The organism is Kosakonia pseudosacchari (assembly GCF_015167415.1).
Taxonomy (GTDB): Bacteria; Pseudomonadota; Gammaproteobacteria; order Enterobacterales; family Enterobacteriaceae; genus Kosakonia; species Kosakonia pseudosacchari.
On sequence record NZ_CP063425.1, the window covers coordinates 559080 to 575960 of the forward strand.

The 16881-nt window shown below is 54.9% G+C and carries 17 protein-coding genes; 8 read left to right on the forward strand and 9 right to left on the reverse strand.

The window, feature by feature from the left end; all coding sequences use genetic code 11:
• Positions 1 to 4 precede the first annotated feature (4 nt).
• The 3 genes from argF (IP581_RS02585) to arcA are packed head-to-tail and all read right to left on the reverse strand — an operon-like array spanning position 5 to position 3170.
• A complete protein-coding gene (gene argF / locus IP581_RS02585) occupies positions 5 to 1009 on the reverse strand; it encodes an ornithine carbamoyltransferase (protein WP_086872927.1) in 1005 nt (334 codons plus the stop codon).
• Between the two features lie 18 nt (positions 1010 to 1027).
• Positions 1028 to 1939, reverse strand: coding sequence for a carbamate kinase (arcC, locus tag IP581_RS02590; protein WP_086872926.1), 912 nt, complete (start codon positions 1937 to 1939; stop codon positions 1028 to 1030).
• Between the two features lie 10 nt (positions 1940 to 1949).
• A complete protein-coding gene (gene arcA, locus IP581_RS02595; RefSeq protein ID WP_193821683.1) occupies positions 1950 to 3170 on the reverse strand; it encodes an arginine deiminase in 1221 nt (406 codons plus the stop codon).
• A gap of 675 nt (positions 3171 to 3845) precedes the next feature.
• Here arcA and IP581_RS02600 point away from each other — a divergent pair.
• On the forward strand, positions 3846 to 4298 hold the full coding sequence (locus IP581_RS02600; RefSeq protein ID WP_193822633.1) for a YhcH/YjgK/YiaL family protein: 453 nt from the start codon (positions 3846 to 3848) through the stop codon (positions 4296 to 4298).
• A 40-nt stretch (positions 4299 to 4338) separates the two neighbouring features.
• Here IP581_RS02600 and argF (IP581_RS02605) read toward each other — a convergent pair whose 3' ends face one another.
• Together argF (IP581_RS02605) and argL are read right to left on the reverse strand one after the other, a co-directional pair.
• Positions 4339 to 5343: an ornithine carbamoyltransferase gene (argF, locus tag IP581_RS02605; RefSeq protein WP_193821684.1), complete on the reverse strand. Its 1005-nt coding sequence runs from the start codon at positions 5341 to 5343 to the stop codon at positions 4339 to 4341.
• Entirely contained in the window at positions 5313 to 5408 is a 96-nt protein-coding gene (gene argL, locus IP581_RS24085) for a putative translational regulatory protein ArgL (protein ID WP_228007808.1), read from the reverse strand. The genes argF (IP581_RS02605) and argL overlap by 31 nt, the downstream gene beginning before the upstream one ends.
• 98 nt (positions 5409 to 5506) lie before the next feature.
• Between argL and rraB the strand changes: the two genes are divergently transcribed.
• Positions 5507 to 5929 (forward strand): ribonuclease E inhibitor RraB, encoded by a 423-nt coding sequence (rraB, locus tag IP581_RS02610; RefSeq protein WP_017459078.1) that lies wholly within the window; start codon positions 5507 to 5509, stop codon positions 5927 to 5929.
• 45 nt (positions 5930 to 5974) lie between these two features.
• On the forward strand, positions 5975 to 6733 hold the full coding sequence (miaE, locus tag IP581_RS02615; RefSeq protein ID WP_193821685.1) for a tRNA isopentenyl-2-thiomethyl-A-37 hydroxylase MiaE: 759 nt from the start codon (positions 5975 to 5977) through the stop codon (positions 6731 to 6733).
• Positions 6734 to 6753: 20 nt separating this feature from the next.
• Here miaE and IP581_RS02620 read toward each other — a convergent pair whose 3' ends face one another.
• On the reverse strand, positions 6754 to 7257 hold the full coding sequence (locus tag IP581_RS02620; RefSeq protein ID WP_086872922.1) for a GNAT family N-acetyltransferase: 504 nt from the start codon (positions 7255 to 7257) through the stop codon (positions 6754 to 6756).
• A 197-nt stretch (positions 7258 to 7454) separates the two neighbouring features.
• Between IP581_RS02620 and IP581_RS02625 the strand changes: the two genes are divergently transcribed.
• Complete coding sequence (locus IP581_RS02625; RefSeq protein ID WP_193821686.1) at positions 7455 to 8657, forward strand: YjgN family protein; 1203 nt, start codon at positions 7455 to 7457, stop codon at positions 8655 to 8657.
• 97 nt (positions 8658 to 8754) lie between these two features.
• Here IP581_RS02625 and IP581_RS02630 read toward each other — a convergent pair whose 3' ends face one another.
• From IP581_RS02630 to pepA, 3 genes are all read right to left on the reverse strand, one after another.
• On the reverse strand, positions 8755 to 11610 hold the full coding sequence (locus IP581_RS02630) for a valine--tRNA ligase (protein WP_193821687.1): 2856 nt from the start codon (positions 11608 to 11610) through the stop codon (positions 8755 to 8757).
• Entirely contained in the window at positions 11610 to 12053 is a 444-nt protein-coding gene (gene holC / locus IP581_RS02635) for a DNA polymerase III subunit chi (RefSeq protein ID WP_193821688.1), read from the reverse strand. Before holC ends, IP581_RS02630 begins: the two co-directional genes overlap by 1 nt.
• Positions 12054 to 12367: 314 nt before the next feature.
• Entirely contained in the window at positions 12368 to 13879 is a 1512-nt protein-coding gene (pepA, locus tag IP581_RS02640; protein ID WP_086872918.1) for a leucyl aminopeptidase, read from the reverse strand.
• A 153-nt stretch (positions 13880 to 14032) separates the two neighbouring features.
• Here pepA and IP581_RS23855 point away from each other — a divergent pair, with 153 nt between their 5' ends.
• From IP581_RS23855 to IP581_RS02655, 4 genes are all read left to right on the forward strand, one after another.
• Positions 14033 to 14083 carry a hypothetical protein gene (locus IP581_RS23855; protein ID WP_216848985.1) on the forward strand — a complete coding sequence of 17 codons (51 nt, stop codon included), beginning with the start codon at positions 14033 to 14035 and terminating at the stop codon, positions 14081 to 14083.
• A 63-nt stretch (positions 14084 to 14146) separates the two neighbouring features.
• Positions 14147 to 15247, forward strand: a complete 1101-nt coding sequence (lptF, locus tag IP581_RS02645) for an LPS export ABC transporter permease LptF (protein ID WP_086872917.1) — start codon at positions 14147 to 14149, stop codon at positions 15245 to 15247.
• On the forward strand, positions 15247 to 16329 hold the full coding sequence (lptG, locus tag IP581_RS02650) for an LPS export ABC transporter permease LptG (RefSeq protein ID WP_097401723.1): 1083 nt from the start codon (positions 15247 to 15249) through the stop codon (positions 16327 to 16329). Before lptF ends, lptG begins: the two co-directional genes overlap by 1 nt.
• Positions 16330 to 16386: 57 nt before the next feature.
• Positions 16387 to 16869, forward strand: a complete 483-nt coding sequence (locus tag IP581_RS02655; RefSeq protein ID WP_097401722.1) for a hypothetical protein — start codon at positions 16387 to 16389, stop codon at positions 16867 to 16869.
• The last annotated feature ends 12 nt before the right edge of the window (positions 16870 to 16881 follow it).

A 16881-nucleotide genomic window follows, 5' to 3' on the forward strand; every position in this document is an offset into this window, starting at 1 on the left:
GTGGTTAGTCGCCGAGAGTTGCCACCATCACCGCTTTGATGGTGTGCATCCGGTTTTCTGCTTCATCAAAAACGATAGAATTAGGCGATTCGAAAACCTCTTCGGTAACTTCCAGCCCTTTCAGGCCATACGCCATTTCGATCTCGCCGCCCACTTTGGTGTGCTCGTTATGAAACGCGGGCAGGCAGTGCATAAATTTCACCTGCGGATTACCGGTGGCTTTCACCACCGCGCCGTTTACCTGGTAGGGTTTCATCAGGCTGACGCGCTCGGACCAGGCTTCTTTCGGCTCGCCCATCGATACCCACACATCGGTGTAGAGGAAATCGACGCCGTGTACGCCTTCTTCCACATCCTCGGTGAGCATGATGCGCGCGCCGGTTTCACCGGCGATGGCGCGGCACTGCTCGACCAGCGCCGCCTCCGGCCAGAAGGATTTCGGGGCCACCAGGCGGATATCCATGCCCATCTTCGCCGCGCCGACCATCAATGAATTGCCCATGTTGTTGCGTGCGTCGCCCAGATAAGCAAAGCGCAATTCTGACAAGCGCTTGCCCGGTGCGTGTTCCAGCATGGTCATCAGATCGGCGAGGATCTGCGTGGGGTGAAATTCGTTGGTCAGGCCGTTCCACACCGGCACGCCCGCGTATTGACCCAGTTCTTCCACAATCTGCTGCCCGTAACCGCGATATTCGATGCCGTCATACATGCGCCCCAGCACGCGGGCGGTGTCTTTCATCGACTCTTTGTGGCCAATCTGCGATCCGCTTGGCCCGAGATAAGTTACCTGCGCGCCCTGATCGAACGCGCCCACTTCAAACGCGCAGCGGGTGCGGGTGGAGGTTTTTTCAAAAATCAGCGCAATGTTTTTGCCAACCAGCGTTTTCTTCTCACGACCTGCTTTTTTGTCTGCTTTTAGCTGAATAGCCAGATCGATCAGGTACTGGATCTCCGCCGGGGTGTAGTCGAGCAGTTTGAGAAAGTTGCGGTTTTTCAGGTTGATGCTCATGAGATTTCCTTTTTTAAATCAGTAACGAATCAATGTGCCTTTGTCCCCGGCGAGAATGGCCGGGCCATCCGCCAGCGCGCCGATACCCGCGATGCCGTGACACTGCTCGACAAACTGGCGGCAGGCGGCGACCTTCGGCCCCATCGAGCCTGCGTCGAACTGCATGCCTTGCAGCATGTCCGGGGTGACCTGCGCCAGCGGGCGTTGCGTCGGTTTGCCCCAGTCGAGGTACACCGCGTCGGCATCCGTCAGGATCAGCAGCGCATCTGCTTCGATTTGCCGTGCCAGTAACGCCGCCGAGAGATCCTTGTCGATCACCGCTTCGATGCCGTGGTAGCCAGTGGCGTTTTCCACCACCGGCACGCCGCCGCCGCCATTGCAAATCACCAGGTGATCGCGGTCTATCAGCGCGCTAATGGCGTCGCTTTCGACAATGCGTTTAGGTTGCGGGGAGGGGACAACGCGGCGGAAGTAGCGGCCATCGGCCTTAAATACCCAGCCTTTCTCCTGCTGCAGCGCCTGGGCTTGCGCCTCGCTGTAGACCGGGCCGATGTATTTGCTCGGGTTGCTGAACGCCGGGTCTCTGGGGTCCACTTCCACTTGGGTGAGCAGCACGCTCACTTCACGCTGGGGCAGGCTGTTTTTCAGCGACTGTTGCAGCATGTAGCCGATCATTCCCTGGCTTTCCGCGCCGAGAATGTCGAGCGGGTAGGGGGTGACTTTGTCGTACGCGCTGTTTTGCAGCGCCAGCAGGCCAACCTGCGGCCCGTTGCCGTGTACCAGCACCACGCGCCACTGCGCGGTCAGCCCGGCGATGGTGCGGGCGGCAAGATCAATATTCTGGCGCTGGATGTTCGCTTCCAGCGGTTCGCCGCGTTTTAGCAGCGCGTTGCCGCCCAGCGCGACAACCAGTGTGGGTTTTCTTTCCATGATGGCTCCTTTAAATGCCGTCGCGTTCCAGTGGGCAGCTCATGCAGCGCGCGCCGCCGCGCCCGCGTCCCAGCTCATCACCGGGGATCGGCAGCACGGTGATCCCGGCTTTGTCATATTTTTCGTTGGTCCAGATATTGCGCTCGTAGCCCACGACCACGCCGGGACGCAGCGTGAGGACGTTATTGGCGTCATTCCACTGTTCGCGTTCGGCTTCAAAGGCATCGCCGCCGGTAGTGATAAGGCGGATCTGGTCAATACCCAGCGCTTTTTCGATGGCGTGCAGCAGGTCGCTTTCCTGCGTGCGTTGCAGGCCGCCGCGCCCGTCCGGGGTGAGCGTCCAGCACTGGGCGTCTTTGCGCACCACTTCGGGGTAAACGGAGAAGGTGTCGATATCGATATGGGTCATCACCGTGTCGAGGTGCATACAGGAGCGATGTTTTGGCAGTTCAACGACGATAACGCGTTCGGCCTGGCGGTGTTTGAACAGGCTATTGGCAAGGAATTCCACGCCCTGCGGTGTGGTGCGTTCAGAGAGACCAATTAATACCGCGCCGCGGCCAATCACTAATACATCGCCGCCCTCTAAGGTGGCGTGATCGTAATTAATATTCTCGTCGCCAAAATATTTAATAAAATTTCCATCGGCGAAATCCGGATGCCAGCGATAAATAGCGCGCAGATTATTCGTTTCCCGCTGGCGGGCCGGTTTAGCCATCGGATTAATCGACACGCCGTTGTAAATCCAGCACGAGGTATCTCGGGTAAATAAATGGTTGGGCAGCGGCTTCATAATAAAATCATTTGCCGTGTGGGTATCAACCACCATATTTTTAATAAATGCCGGGATCTCGCCGTAGGTTAATCCACCGCTGAGCCGCCGCGCCAGTTCGCGATGCGACATATCCGCCAGCCAGCTGCGCACGTCTGCGGCGAAGGTGGGGCCAAGGCGATAATCGGAGATCTGGATTTCCAGCAGCCAGGCTTTTGCCTCTGCAATATCAAGCGTTTGGGTCAGAAGGTCGGTCAACAGCAGGACTTCCACACCCTGCTCGCGCAGTGTGTTTGCGAAGGCGTCATGCTCCTCCCCGGCGCGCTCGACCGATAACACGTCATCGAATAACAGCTCCTGACAATTCGACGGTGTTAACCGTTTCAGGCTTAAATTGGGGCGGTGCAGCATAACGCTACGCAATTGACCTATTTCAGAACCGACGTAGTGCTTTTCCATAATTATTCCTTTAACTTTTTTTTAGAATAAAAAGGGGGCGGCAATGAAATGTGATTAATTTCATTGCGCGTTGATAACCATTAATTTCATGGCTCATAGTAGAAGCCGTATAAATTAATAGTGTGATTGTGCTCACGTCGAATGGGATATTAAATCGTCGGCGTTCAAATGCATGATTCGCATCAGAGAATAGAGAATTAACCTAATTATCCAGATGAATGCTTACGCATTAACGGCTGAACTTATTCATGGTTGTTATTGTTTTGTAGCTATCCATCTATTTTCATGAATATGTAACCCATTGATTGATAAATTTTTTCAATGGGGAGTGGAATAGATATGCATAAAAATGAATAAAGCGGAGTTTTAGAGCGCAAAAAAAGGGAATAACCAGTGAATGAATGCGCAAATTACCAGGCTGCTGAAGTGTGATCGGGAAAGGTTTATTTAAATAAAGGCTTTTTAATCAGTGGGTAACAGCTTTATGTCAGCGCGCGGCTGTGGGCTTTATGCATCTATGCTGCATAAAAGCGTAATCAGCCTTAACAGGCATATAACATATTTTCCGATAAACATGCGTTGTGACAAATCTCCGGCAGAAAGTGGTGGTATGGCAGTGTGAATTTTCGTATAAAAGCTAAAAATGAAACAATGTTTTATATTGAGGGCTACACCATGATCGTTGGCAATATTCACCATTTACAATCCTGGCTGCCGGAAGAGCTGCGCCAGGCCATTGAACACGTTAAACAGCACGTGACCGATGCGACGCCTGTCGGCAAACATGATATCGACGGCAACCGCCTGTTTTTCCTCGTTTCCGAAGATATGACCCAGCCGTTCGCTGAACGCCGCGCCGAGTATCACGCCCGTTATCTGGACATCCAGATTGTGCTGAAAGGCCAGGAAGGGATGACGTTTAGCACTCAGCCTGCGGGCGCGCCAGACACCGACTGGCTGGCAGATAAAGACATTGCATTTTTGCCGGCAGGCGCACAGGAAAAAACCGTGGTGCTGAGCGAAGGGGATTTTGTGGTGTTCTACCCGGGGGAAGTTCACAAACCGCTGTGTGCGGTAAATGCGCCAGCCCAGGTGCGTAAAGTGGTGGTGAAACTACTGGTGGCATAAAAGAAAAGCCCGGTTGTACAGCGCGACCGGGCTTGTTGCGTTATTTACTGAGGGTGGCGACCATCACCGCTTTAATGGTGTGCATCCGGTTTTCCGCCTGATCAAACACAATACTCGCCGGTGATTCAAACACCTCGTCAGTCACTTCCATGCCGCCGTGCAGGCCAAACTCTTCTGCCATTTTCTTGCCGAGCGCGGTCTTATCATCATGAAACGCGGGCAGGCAGTGCAGGAATTTCACCTGCGGGTTGCCGGTAAGCGACAACATTTTGCTGTTGACCTGGTAAGGCCGCAACAGCGCGATACGCTCCGCCCACTTCTCTTTGGCTTCGCCCATCGATACCCACACATCGGTGTAAATGAAATCGGCATCTTTCACTCCGCTCGCGATATCTTCCGTCAGCAGAATGTTGCCGCCATTTTTTACCGCCAGCGCTTTGCATTCGGCGACCAGGCTCGCGTCCGGCCAGCACGCTTTGGGGGCGACAAGGCGCAGATCCAAACCTACCAGCGCGGCGGCTTCCAGCATCGAGTTACCCATATTGTTACGCGCATCACCGACATAAACCAGTTTCATCTGGTTAAAAGCTTTGCCCGGCAGGTGCTCGCGCATGGTCAGCAGATCCGCCAGCAGCTGGGTCGGGTGAAATTCATTGGTTAAACCGTTCCACACCGGTACACCGGCGTATTGTGCCAGCGTTTCGACAATCTCCTGACCATAACCACGATATTGAATGCCATCATACATACGCCCCAACACGCGTGCGGTGTCTTTAATTGACTCTTTATGCCCGATTTGGCTGCCGCTTGGGCCGAGATACGTGACGCGGGCACCTTGATCATATGCGGCAACTTCGAAAGAGCATCGTGTGCGGGTTGAGTCTTTTTCGAAGATGAGCGCGATATTTTTACCGGTAAGCTTCTGGACTTCCTGGCCTTTTTTCTTATCCGCTTTCAACTGAGCGGCGAGTTGCAGCAGGGTATTGATTTCTGCAGGTGTAAAATCGAGCAGTTTCAAAAAATGCTTTTGATAAAACGCGGACATATTTCCCTCACATGGCGAAGGCCACTTATTGAATTAAAATTCAATTTATATGTGTGAATATGCATTTGCAACCCCGGGTTATAAATCTTTTCGGCGAGGAGTGGAGGCAATGCCAGCGGTGTGTGACAATAAGTGTATCTGCCACATTGATGAGGAACGAGCCATGGCAAACCCGGAACACCTGGAAGAACAGCGCGAAGAGACGCGTTTGATTATTGAAGAGTTGCTCGAAGACGGCAGCGATCCTGATGCGCTGTATACCATTGAGCATCACCTGTCGGCAGATGATTTCGAAACGCTGGAAAAAGCCGCTGTCGAAGCCTTCAAACTGGGCTACGAAGTAACAGAGCCGGAAGAGCTGGAACTGGACGAAGGCGAAGTGGTTATCTGCTGTGACGTGCTGAGTGAAAGCGCACTGAACGCCGATTTGATCGACGCGCAAGTTGAGCAACTGCTTAACCTGGCTGAGAAATTCGACGTGGAATACGACGGATGGGGAACCTACTACGAAGACCCGAACGGCGAAGAGGGTGACGATGACGACGAGGATTACGTCGACGAAGAAGATGACGGTGTTCGTCACTGAGTAAATATTGCGGCAGCGCTCGCTGCCGCAATGCAAGGAAAGAGCATGGATTACCCGCAAATACTCTCCCCGGTTTTAAACTTTCTGCACTGCCCGACACCGCAATCCTGGCTGGACAAAGCGCGCGATCCACTGATGCTGCCGCTGCTGCTTACCGATCATATGGTGTGTGAACTGAAAGCGGCGCAAACCGCCATGCTGCTGGTGCGCCGTTATGTCGCCGATAAAAGTGGGTCGGACGCGCTACTGGCGTGGCTGAAACCCTATGAAGAATTTACCTTTCGCGAAGGGCCGGAGCCGGATTTTGTCGCGCTGCATAAGCAGATTGGCAAAAGTGTGATGCCGCAAACTGACGATGTCTGGGGCCAGGCTCTGATTGATAGTATGGTGCTGTTGATCAAAGAGGAACTGCATCACTTCTGGCAGGTGCGGGAAGCCATGCTCGCCCGCAACATTCCCTACGTGAAAATCACCGCCAGCCGTTATGCGAAAGGGATGCTCAAAGAGGTTCGCACGCATGAACCGCTGACACTGGTCGATAAGTTAATTTGCGGTGCCTATATCGAAGCGCGCTCCTGCGAGCGGTTTGCTGCGCTGGCGCCGTGGCTGGACGATGACTTGCAGAAATTTTACCTGTCATTGCTGCGCTCTGAAGCGCGCCATTACCAGGATTACCTTGCGCTGGCGCAGCAAATTTCGACCACGGATATCAGCCCGCGTGTGCGCCATTTCGGTGAAGTGGAAGCGGCGCTTATCTCAACACCGGATGCGGAGTTCCGTTTTCACAGCGGCGTACCGGTGTAATACATCGGGGCGCTCCGACGTTACAGCGTTTTCAGCATCCGCACTTCGCAGTCTACGTGACCGGTACAGCCGAGCGGGCCGTCGATATGTTCAAAGCCAAGGCGTTCATAAAGCCCGATGGCGTCGGTCAGAAAGGCGGTGGTTTCCAGATAACAGCGGGTAAAACCCTGTGCGCGGGCGTGTTCCAGCGCCATCTGCGCCAGTTTCTTCGCCAGCCCTTGCCCACGCGCGCTGGGCAGGAAATACATCTTTTGCAGTTCGCAGATATCCGGCTCGCTACATTTCAGCGGCGCGACGCCACCGCCGCCCACGACCTCGCCGTTTTGCTCCACCACCCAATAGGCGCAACCCGGGCGACTGTATAACTGATAGAGCTCATCCAGTTCAGGGTCGGCAACGGTGTAGCCTTTATCGGCGGTGAGGCCATATTCCGCAGACACCTGGCGGATCACCGATGCGATTGCTGCGTTGTCGGCGGCAGCAATGGGGCGCATTTTTACCTCTACCGGTGCGGTCACATTCATCTCTGCACTCTGTTTTCAGGGTTATAAGCTGATCCTGCTTAATACCACTACAGGCGCGTTCTGGCAAGACCAGGAATATTGGGCGCTATTTTTTTGACCAGCAGCTATTTAGACTTAATAGTGGAGATAACCATATTCGCAATATTGTTATGGTTGACTGCGTTTTTCCTGGCTTCTTTTTTACGATAAGGATTGTTATGACTTCCGAAACTCATGGTTCCGTGGCGGTTCCCGTGCGCCGTTTTCTCTTTCAGGGCAGCGGGAAAGGCTATTTCGTGGTTTGGCTGGTTAATATTTTACTGACCTTAATAACGCTGGGGTTATATTTGCCGTGGGCGTTAGTACGCGCGCGTCGTTATTTTTATGAGAACACTGAACTTAGCGGTGCGCGTTTTTCTTATCACGCGACCGGGCGTTCTATTTTTGTCGGCTGGCTCTGCCTGCTAGTGCTGTATGCGATTTTCTTTATTAACGTGGCCTATCAGAACGTGCTTTTACAGCTCTGTATGATAGGGCTGTTCCTGATTTTCTTCCCGTGGTTGATTACTCAGGGGCTGCGTTATCAAATGCTGATGACAGAGATAAACGGCGTGCGTTTTAATTTCTACGCCAGCCCCTTACGCGCCTGGTGGGTGATGATGGGGTGCCCGTTGCTGATTATTATCGCCTCGGTGGTGGTGTTCTCCCTCTTTGTTACTTCGGCATTAAGTAGCGGCTCATATGGCGCTATTTCCGTGATGATTGGTATCGGTACATTGGTATTGCTGCTGGGTATTGCCATTATGCAGGGTGTATATGCAGCGCAATGGTTTGGCATGCTGATTAATAATTTGCAGTACGGCAAACTGAAATTCTCGGCTGAAATTTCAATGAAAAAATGCATCACCATTGTGGTGTTGTCGATGCTGCTGTTTGTACCGTTTATTTTGCTGGTAATGGTACTGGTTATGCCGTCACTGATGACTCTGCAAGAGAATGCCTACGCAGCAGGTGGCGATCCGGAACAATTAGCGATGATGATGGGACCGATTTACGGCAAACTGGCGCTGAGCTACCTGATTTATATTGCCGGGGCGATTGTCTGCTTCCTTTTCGCGTTTGTGAAACTGCGCGCCTATATTTACGGGCAACTGGTGCTGGAAGGGAACCTTCGTTTCTCTTCGACGGTGGCGATGGGCCGTATGTTCTGGATTTCTGTTTCTAACATGCTGGTGTGCTTTATTACGCTGTTCCTGGCATGGCCGTGGGCGAAAGTACGCATGACCCGTTATCTGCTGGAAAACACTCATGTTCATGGCGAGCTGGAAGCGCTGACGCTGGAAGACCACGGTGTGCAGCCGGCGAAAGATCCGGCGAACCTGCTGGCTCGAGGCCTGTCGTTCTACCCGGCGGTGCTGTAATTCAGGGAAATTTGCCGGATGGCGGTGACGCTTTATCTGGCCTGCAAAATAAAAAAAACCGGGCATCGCTGCCCGGCTTTTTCTTTATGCGCAGAGATTACAGCGCGGCGATAACCGCCTGCTGCTCAATCAGCTTCGCTTTCGCTTCCGCGTAGCCATCCAGTTTTTCGCGCTCTTTGGCAATGACCGCTTCCGGCGCGCGCGCCACGAAGCCTTCGTTGCCCAGTTTGCTTTCGATGCGGCCAATTTCCTGCTCAACTTTCGCCACTTCTTTCGCCAGACGCGCCAGTTCGGCCTCTTTGTCGATAAGCCCCAGCATCGGGATCAGCAGCTCTGCGCCATCGACAATTTTGGTCACCGAAACCGGGCCTTTATCGTCGGCAGGCAGAATGGTGATGCTCTCCAGACGCGCCAGCGTTTGCAGGAAGCTCAGGTTGTCGTTCACACGACGCTTCGCATCCTCGCTTGCGCTACGCAGCAGCAGCTCCAGCGGTTTACCCGGCGCGATGTTCATTTCGGCACGAATATTACGTACCGCGGTGATCGCCTGCTTCAGCCACTCGGTGTCCGCCAGCGCTTTCTCATCCACCTGAGACGCATCGTACTGCGGGAACGGTTGCAGCATGATGGTATCGGCAGTGATGCCTTTCAGCACTTTCACGCGCTGCCAGATGGTTTCGGTGATAAACGGAATGATCGGGTGCGCAAGACGCAGCAGACCTTCCAGCACGGTAACCAGCGTGTTGCGGGTGCCGCGCAGTTCCGCTTCTGAACCACCGTTCATTACCGGTTTGGTCAGTTCCAGATACCAGTCGCAGAACTGGTTCCAGGTGAACTCATACAGAATGCCCGCCGCGATATCGAAGCGGAAGTTATCCAGCGCGTCACGGTAGGCTTTGATGGTCTGGTTGAACTCAGCCAGGATCCAGCGATCCGCCAGCGACAGCACCATTTCGCCGCCATTGAAGCCGCAATCCTGATCTTCGGTGTTCATCAGTACAAAGCGGCTGGCGTTCCACAGCTTGTTACAGAAGTTACGGTAACCTTCCAGGCGTTTCATATCCCAGTTGATATCGCGACCGGTCGAGGCCAGCGCTGCGAGGGTGAAACGCAGGGCGTCAGTACCGTGTGGCTCAATGCCGTTCGGGAACTGTTTCTCGGTGCGCTTGCGGATTTTCTCCGCCAGTTGCGGTTGCATCATGTTACCGGTGCGTTTTTCCAGCAGCTCCGGTAAAGAGATACCGTCAACCATATCCAGCGGGTCAATCACGTTGCCCTTGGATTTGGACATCTTCTGGCCTTCGTCATCGCGGATAAGACCGGTCATATAGACGGTTTTAAACGGCACCTGCGGCTTGCCATTTTCATCTTTGATGAAGTGCATGGTCATCATGATCATGCGCGCGATCCAGAAGAAGATGATGTCGAAGCCGGAAACCATCACGCTGGTCGGGTGGAACTGGCGCAGCGCGTCAGTGTTTTCCGGCCAGCCGAGCGTTGAGAAAGTCCACAGCGCGGAGGAGAACCAGGTATCCAGCACGTCTTCATCCTGGCGCAGCGCAATATCGGCGCTCAGATTGTTTTCCTGGCGCACTTCGTCTTCGCTGCGGCCAACATAAACGTTGCCTTCGTTGTCGTACCACGCCGGAATGCGGTGACCCCACCACAACTGACGGGAGATACACCAGTCCTGAATGTCGCGCATCCAGGAGAAATACATGTTTTCGTACTGTTTCGGCACGAACTGGATGTCACCGTTTTCAACGGCTTCCACCGCCGGTTTCGCCAGTACATCAGCGCGAACGTACCACTGGTCGGTGAGCATCGGTTCGATAACCACGCCGCCGCGATCGCCGTACGGAACGGTCAGGTCGTGCGGTTTGATCTCTTCCAGCAGGCCAAGCGCGTCCACCGCCGCGACGATGGCTTTACGCGCGGCAAAACGCTCCAGCTTCTGGAACTCTGCCGGGATATCCGCCGGATAGACATCAGATTCGTTGCCGTTGGTGTCGTAAACCTGCGCGCTTTCACGGATATCGCCGTCAAAGGTCAGGATGTTGATCATCGGCAGTTTGTGGCGACGGCCAACTTCATAGTCGTTAAAGTCATGCGCCGGGGTGATTTTCACGCAGCCGGTGCCTTTTTCCATGTCGGCGTGTTCGTCGCCCACAATCGGAATGCGGCGGTTGACCAGCGGCAGCACCACGAATTTGCCAATCAGATCTTTGTAGCGTGGATCTTCCGGATTCACCGCCACGCCGGTATCACCGAGCAGGGTTTCCGGACGCGTAGTGGCAACTACCAGATAATCTTTACCGTCGGCGGTTTTCGCACCATCGGCCAGCGGGTAGCGGATATGCCACATTGAGCCTTTCGACTCGCGGTTTTCCACTTCCAGATCGGAAATCGCCGTGCGCAGTTTCGGGTCCCAGTTCACCAGGCGTTTACCGCGGTAAATCAGGTCTTCTTTATACAGGCGGACGAACACCTCTTTAACGGCGTTAGACAGGCCTTCGTCCATGGTGAAGCGTTCGCGATCCCAGTCTACGGAGTTGCCGAGACGGCGCATCTGGCGGGTAATGGTGCCGCCGGATTCCGCTTTCCACTGCCAGATTTTGTCAATAAAGGCGTCGCGACCATAGTCGTGGCGGGTTTTACCCTCTTCGGCGGCAATTTTACGCTCAACCACCATCTGCGTGGCGATACCCGCGTGGTCAGTCCCCGCCTGCCACAGGGTGTTTTTCCCCTGCATGCGTTGGTAGCGGATCATGGTGTCCATGATGGTCTGCTGGAAGGCGTGGCCCATATGCAAACTGCCGGTGACGTTCGGCGGCGGGATCATGATGCAGAAGCTTTCCTGGCTTTCATCACCGTTCGGTTTGAAATAGCCCTGCTTTTCCCACTGCTCGTACAGCGGCTGTTCGATATCTTTGGGGTTGTATGTCTTTTCCATTATTTCCAGGTTGCCGTGTTCAGGTTGAAACCAGCCATGCGGTACGCTTTATAGCGTTCGCGCGCCAGTTGTTTCAGAGAATCTTCGTAAGGGACGAAGTCTATCACTTCTGTGAAAGCGGTGGCAAAATCTGCAAATTCCGCGCGCAGGCTGATCAAAATATCGCGCGGGCTGCTGTTGCGTTTTTGTGGCCAGGCCAGCTCCACCGGCGCACCGCCGCGTGGTCCTTCGCCGGCCAGGTTGTGCGGAACGAAGCTCTCCGCCGGGCGCGCCCACAGCGCTTCATCCAGACGAATCGCTTGCTGCTCATCAGCGCAGGCAATCAGCACGCGTTTACCGTTACGCCAACGTTCTGCGGCAATTTCACACACCAGTTGTTCAACGGCGTTTAAGCCATCCTGTTGGGTATTATTGTCCAGAAGGTAGAACGTCGCATTTTTCATATATGGGACTTTTGGTTGAGGATTTAAACGCTATAGCCGTCGCTCTTTCGTACTGCCTCTTTGTTGGCTGCGCATACGAGGCCCATCCCTGGGCCTCGCCCTCAAGGGGCCGCTGCCGGCCGCGTTCATATCTGCTACCGGCAGATTTGTTGCGCACCCCAGTCATAGAGTTATCTATGCTGCCGGGGATTTGCTCAGGTGCCGCGACGATGCAAAGCGAAATCCATTGGGTATAGCATTCGCATTGCTGAGGCTCCAGGCCGGATAAGGCGTAGCCGCTATCCGGCAATCACAGCTATCCGGCCTTACGAGGCTTACTCTTCGCCGTTAAACCCGGCGCGGTTCAGCAGGAACTGCGACAGCAGCGCCACCGGACGACCGGTCGCGCCTTTGGCTTTACCGGAACGCCATGCCGTACCGGCGATATCCAGGTGCGCCCAGTTGTACTTACGGGCAAAGCGAGAAAGGAAGCAGCCAGCGGTGATCGCACCACCTGGACGGCCACCAATGTTCGCCATATCCGCAAAGTTGGACTCCAGCTGTTCCTGGTACTCATCAGCCATCGGCAAACGCCACGCGCGATCGCCCGCCTGCTCGGAGGCGCCAATCAGCTCGTGCGCCAGCGGGTTGTGGTTCGACATCAGCCCGGTAATGTGGTGACCGAGCGCAATCACACACGCGCCAGTCAGCGTCGCGACATCAATTACCGCTTCCGGCTCGAAACGCTCAACGTAAGTCAGCACGTCGCACAGCACCAGACGGCCTTCGGCGTCGGTATTCAGCACTTCTACCGTCTGGCCGGACATCGTGGTCAGTACGTCGCCCGGACGATAAGCGCGCCCGCCAGGCATGTTTTCGCAACCCGCCAGCACGCCAATGACGTTAATTGGCAGTTGCAGCTCGGCGACCATGCGCATCACGCCATACACCGCCGCCGCACCGCACATGTCGTACTTCATCTCATCCATGCCTTCAGCAGGCTTGATGGAGATACCGCCGGAGTCGAAGGTCAGGCCTTTACCGACCAGCACGATGGGACGCGCGTCTTCCGCCGGGTTGCCTTTGTATTCAATCACCGACATCAGCGATTCGTTCTGCGAACCCTGGCCGACCGCGAGGTACGAGTGCATGCCCAGCTCGCGCATCTGCTGCTCGCCAATCACGCGAGTTACCACGTTTTTGCTGTAGGTGTCGGCTAGCTGGCGCGCCTGAGAAGCGAGGTAGCCCGCATTACAGATGTTTGGCGGCATATTGCCGAGATCTTTTGCCGCTTTGATACCAGCGGCAATGGCCAGACCGTGCTGAATAGCGCGCTCGCCGCTGGTCAGCTCGCGGCGTGTCGGCACGTTGAATACCATTTTACGCAGCGGGCGGCGTGGCTCGCTTTTGTTGGTTTTCAGTTGATCGAAGCTATAAAGGGTCTCTTTCGCGGTCTCAACGGCCTGGCGTACTTTCCAGTAAGTATTGCGCCCTTTTACGTGCAGCTCGGTCAGGAAGCAGACGGCTTCCATTGAGCCGGTATCATTCAGCGTGTTAATGGTTTTTTGAATCACCTGCTTGTACTGGCGCTCGTCCAGCTCACGCTCTTTACCGCAGCCAATCAGCAAAATGCGTTCGGAGAGGACATTCGGTACGTGGTGCAGCAGTAAAGTCTGCCCCGGCTTGCCTTCCAGTTCCCCGCGACGCAGCAGCGCACTGATGTAGCCGTCACTGATTTTATCAAGTTGCTCGGCGATCGGAGAGAGCCGGCGCGGTTCAAAGACGCCCACAACGATGCAGGCACTCCGCTGTTTCTCCGGGCTACCGCTTTTTACACTGAACTCCATGCACTACGCTCCTGAATCTTAAAGACAACGGCGGCGGCTACGGATAGAATTGCAAGCTTTCGTAACTCGTGTCCGCTGTTGCGGTGACTTCGTGTTAATCTTAATGTTACTTCGGTTTCGGCACGTCAGAATCGGGTCTTACGCACGTATCCGCTGAGTATATTAATCTTAGCGATCATTTCGACGACTCAAGAGAATAAATGACGTTTAAGCCATGAAACAAGCTATTTTCCAGCAAAAATACTGGTTTTTACGGGCGTATTTAAAGTGATAATCATAAGATATCTGGTTCGGGAGACGCTAAAAAGCCAGCTTGCGATCCTATTCATCCTGCTTCTGATTTTCTTTTGTCAGAAACTGGTCAGGATTTTAGGCGCAGCCGCTGATGGCGAAATTCCGACGAACCTCGTGCTCTCACTGCTGGGGCTGGGCGTGCCGGAAATGGCGCAGCTTATCCTGCCGTTGAGTCTGTTCCTCGGCCTGTTGATGACGCTGGGCAAACTTTATACAGAAAGTGAAATCACCGTGATGCACGCCTGCGGCCTGAGCCGTGCAGTATTGGTGAAAGCGGCGCTGATCCTCGCGTTGTTCACCGGGATTGTCGCGGCGGTCAACGTCATGTGGGCGGGCCCGTGGTCTTCCCGCCATCAGGATCAAGTGCTCGCAGACGCGAAAGCGAACCCTGGCATGGCGGCGCTGGCGCAGGGGCAGTTCCAGCAGGCGACGGATGGCAACTCGGTGCTGTTTATCGAAGGCGTTGAGGGCAAAAACTTCAAGAATGTCTTCCTGGCGCAGATTCGTACCAAAGGCTCCGCCCGTCCATCCGTTGTCGTGGCGGATTCAGGGCATCTCTCGCAGCATAAAGACGGCTCGCAGGTGGTGACGCTCAATACCGGCACCCGCTTCGAAGGCACCGCCATGCTACGCGATTTCCGCATTACGGATTTCCAGAACTATCAGGCGATTATTGGTCACCAGACGGTGGCGCTCGACCCGTCGGATACCGAGCAGATGGACATGCGCACGCTGTTCAAAACCGATACGCCGCGCGCCCGCGCCGAGCTGCACTGGCGTTTAACGCTGGTGTTTACGGTGGTTATGATGGCGCTGATGGTAGTGCCGCTGAGCGTGGTCAACCCGCGTCAGGGGCGCGTACTGTCGATGCTCCCCGCCATGCTGCTCTATCTGGTCTTCTTCCTGCTGCAAACCACGCTGCGCTCGAACGGCGCGAAAGGCAAACTCGATCCACTGGTGTGGATGTGGCTGGTAAACCTGGTCTATTTAGCGCTGGCTGTGGTGCTGAACTTGTGGGATACGGTGCCAATGCGCCGGGTTCGCGCCCGTTTTACGCGTAAAGGAGCGGTATAATGCAGGCTTTTGGCGTACTTGACCGCTATATCGGTAAAACCATTTTCACCACCATCATGATGACGCTGTTCATGCTGGTGTCGCTCTCCGGCATTATCAAGTTTGTCGATCAGTTGAAAAAAGCAGGCCAGGGGAGCTATGACGCACTGGGCGCGGGGATGTACACCATTCTCAGCATCCCGAAAGATATTCAGATCTTCTTCCCGATGGCGGCGCTGCTGGGTGCGCTGTTAGGGCTGGGCATGCTGGCGCAGCGCAGTGAGCTGGTGGTTATGCAGGCGTCCGGCTACACCCGCATGCAGGTGGCGCTGTCGGTCATGAAAACGGCTATTCCGCTGGTGCTGCTGACCATGGCGATTGGCGAGTGGGTCGCGCCGCAGGGGGAGCAGATGGCGCGTAACCAGCGTGCGCAGTCGATGTATGGCGGCTCGCTGCTCTCCACGCAATCAGGTTTGTGGGCGAAAGACGGCAACAACTTTATCTATATCGAGCGCGTAAAAGGCGACGATGAACTTGGCGGCGTAAGCATCTATGCCTTCAATAAAGATCGTCGTTTGCAGTCGGTGCGCTATGCCGCGTCGGCGAAGTTCGATCCGCAGGAGAAACTCTGGCGGCTGTCGCAGGTTGATGAATCTAATCTGACGAACCCGAAACAGGTTACCGGCGCGCAAACGGTGAGCGGCACGTGGAAAACGAACCTGACGCCGGACAAACTCGGTGTGGTGGCGCTGGATCCGGACGCGCTCTCGATCAGCGGTTTGCACAATTACGTGAAATACCTCAAATCGAGCGGCCAGGATTCCGGGCGCTACCAGCTCAATATGTGGAGCAAAATCTTCCAGCCGCTGTCCGTGGCGGTGATGATGCTAATGGCGCTGTCGTTTATCTTCGGGCCGCTGCGTAGTGTGGCGATGGGCGTACGTGTTATCACCGGCATCAGCTTCGGCTTTGTCTTTTATGTGCTGGATCAGATTTTCGGCCCGCTGACGCTGGTATACGGCATTCCGCCGGTGGTCGGCGCACTGTTGCCGAGCGCCAGCTTTTTCCTGATTAGCCTGTGGCTGATGACGCGAAAAAGCTAATTGATACCTGAAAAGAGAGGCTGAGGCCTCTCTTCTTTTTTCTGCAAGGAGCACCGCATGTTGATACGCGCAGCGACGCATCTCTCCGCCATGATCGTCTCTTGTTTGTTGAGTGCGCTGGTTACCGTGGCGATGCTGAGTGCGCAGTGGGCACTCAGTATCCTTAGTGATAGTGCGGTGCTGGTGTTTGAACTGCTGGTGGCCGTCATTGCGCTGAGCCTGGTACGCTGGCTGATTCAGCGAGCAGATGCGCTGGCGCAGCAGGTTGGTACCGTGCGACGCGGTTCGCCGCAAGAGTCTCAGGCAGATCGGGTGCTCGCCCGTTTTAGCGTGGCGGAAAACACGCTAAACAGTCTGTGGGTGGCTTTTTCTCTTCCGGCTATTGCCGGTTTCTTCCTGCTGGATTCGCGTATTGCCATGTCTGTGCATGGTGTGCTGCTGGTGCTGGCGATTAGCGGGGCTGTTGTGCTTGGCAACCGTCTCGACACGCTGCGCAACCTGCGCGGTTATGCCGTGCATTTTGGCCGCAGAGCACCGTAAACCCCTTCAGTA

Bases quoted from the DNA above. Each gene is read 5' to 3' on its own strand.
- argF (WP_086872927.1), bottom strand. From the start codon at position 1,009: ATGAGCATCAACCTGAAAAACCGCAACTTTCTCAAACTGCTCGACTAC.
- arcC (WP_086872926.1), bottom strand. From the start codon at position 1,939: ATGGAAAGAAAACCCACACTGGTTGTCGCGCTGGGCGGCAACGCGCTG.
- arcA (WP_193821683.1), bottom strand. From the start codon at position 3,170: ATGGAAAAGCACTACGTCGGTTCTGAAATAGGTCAATTGCGTAGCGTT.
- IP581_RS02600 (WP_193822633.1), top strand. From the start codon at position 3,846: ATGATCGTTGGCAATATTCACCATTTACAATCCTGGCTGCCGGAAGAG.
- argF (WP_193821684.1), bottom strand. From the start codon at position 5,343: ATGTCCGCGTTTTATCAAAAGCATTTTTTGAAACTGCTCGATTTTACA.
- argL (WP_228007808.1), bottom strand. From the start codon at position 5,408: ATGCATATTCACACATATAAATTGAATTTTAATTCAATAAGTGGCCTT.
- rraB (WP_017459078.1), top strand. From the start codon at position 5,507: ATGGCAAACCCGGAACACCTGGAAGAACAGCGCGAAGAGACGCGTTTG.
- miaE (WP_193821685.1), top strand. From the start codon at position 5,975: ATGGATTACCCGCAAATACTCTCCCCGGTTTTAAACTTTCTGCACTGC.
- IP581_RS02620 (WP_086872922.1), bottom strand. From the start codon at position 7,257: ATGAATGTGACCGCACCGGTAGAGGTAAAAATGCGCCCCATTGCTGCC.
- IP581_RS02625 (WP_193821686.1), top strand. From the start codon at position 7,455: ATGACTTCCGAAACTCATGGTTCCGTGGCGGTTCCCGTGCGCCGTTTT.
- IP581_RS02630 (WP_193821687.1), bottom strand. From the start codon at position 11,610: ATGGAAAAGACATACAACCCCAAAGATATCGAACAGCCGCTGTACGAG.
- holC (WP_193821688.1), bottom strand. From the start codon at position 12,053: ATGAAAAATGCGACGTTCTACCTTCTGGACAATAATACCCAACAGGAT.
- pepA (WP_086872918.1), bottom strand. From the start codon at position 13,879: ATGGAGTTCAGTGTAAAAAGCGGTAGCCCGGAGAAACAGCGGAGTGCC.
- lptG (WP_097401723.1), top strand. From the start codon at position 15,247: ATGCAGGCTTTTGGCGTACTTGACCGCTATATCGGTAAAACCATTTTC.
- IP581_RS02655 (WP_097401722.1), top strand. From the start codon at position 16,387: ATGTTGATACGCGCAGCGACGCATCTCTCCGCCATGATCGTCTCTTGT.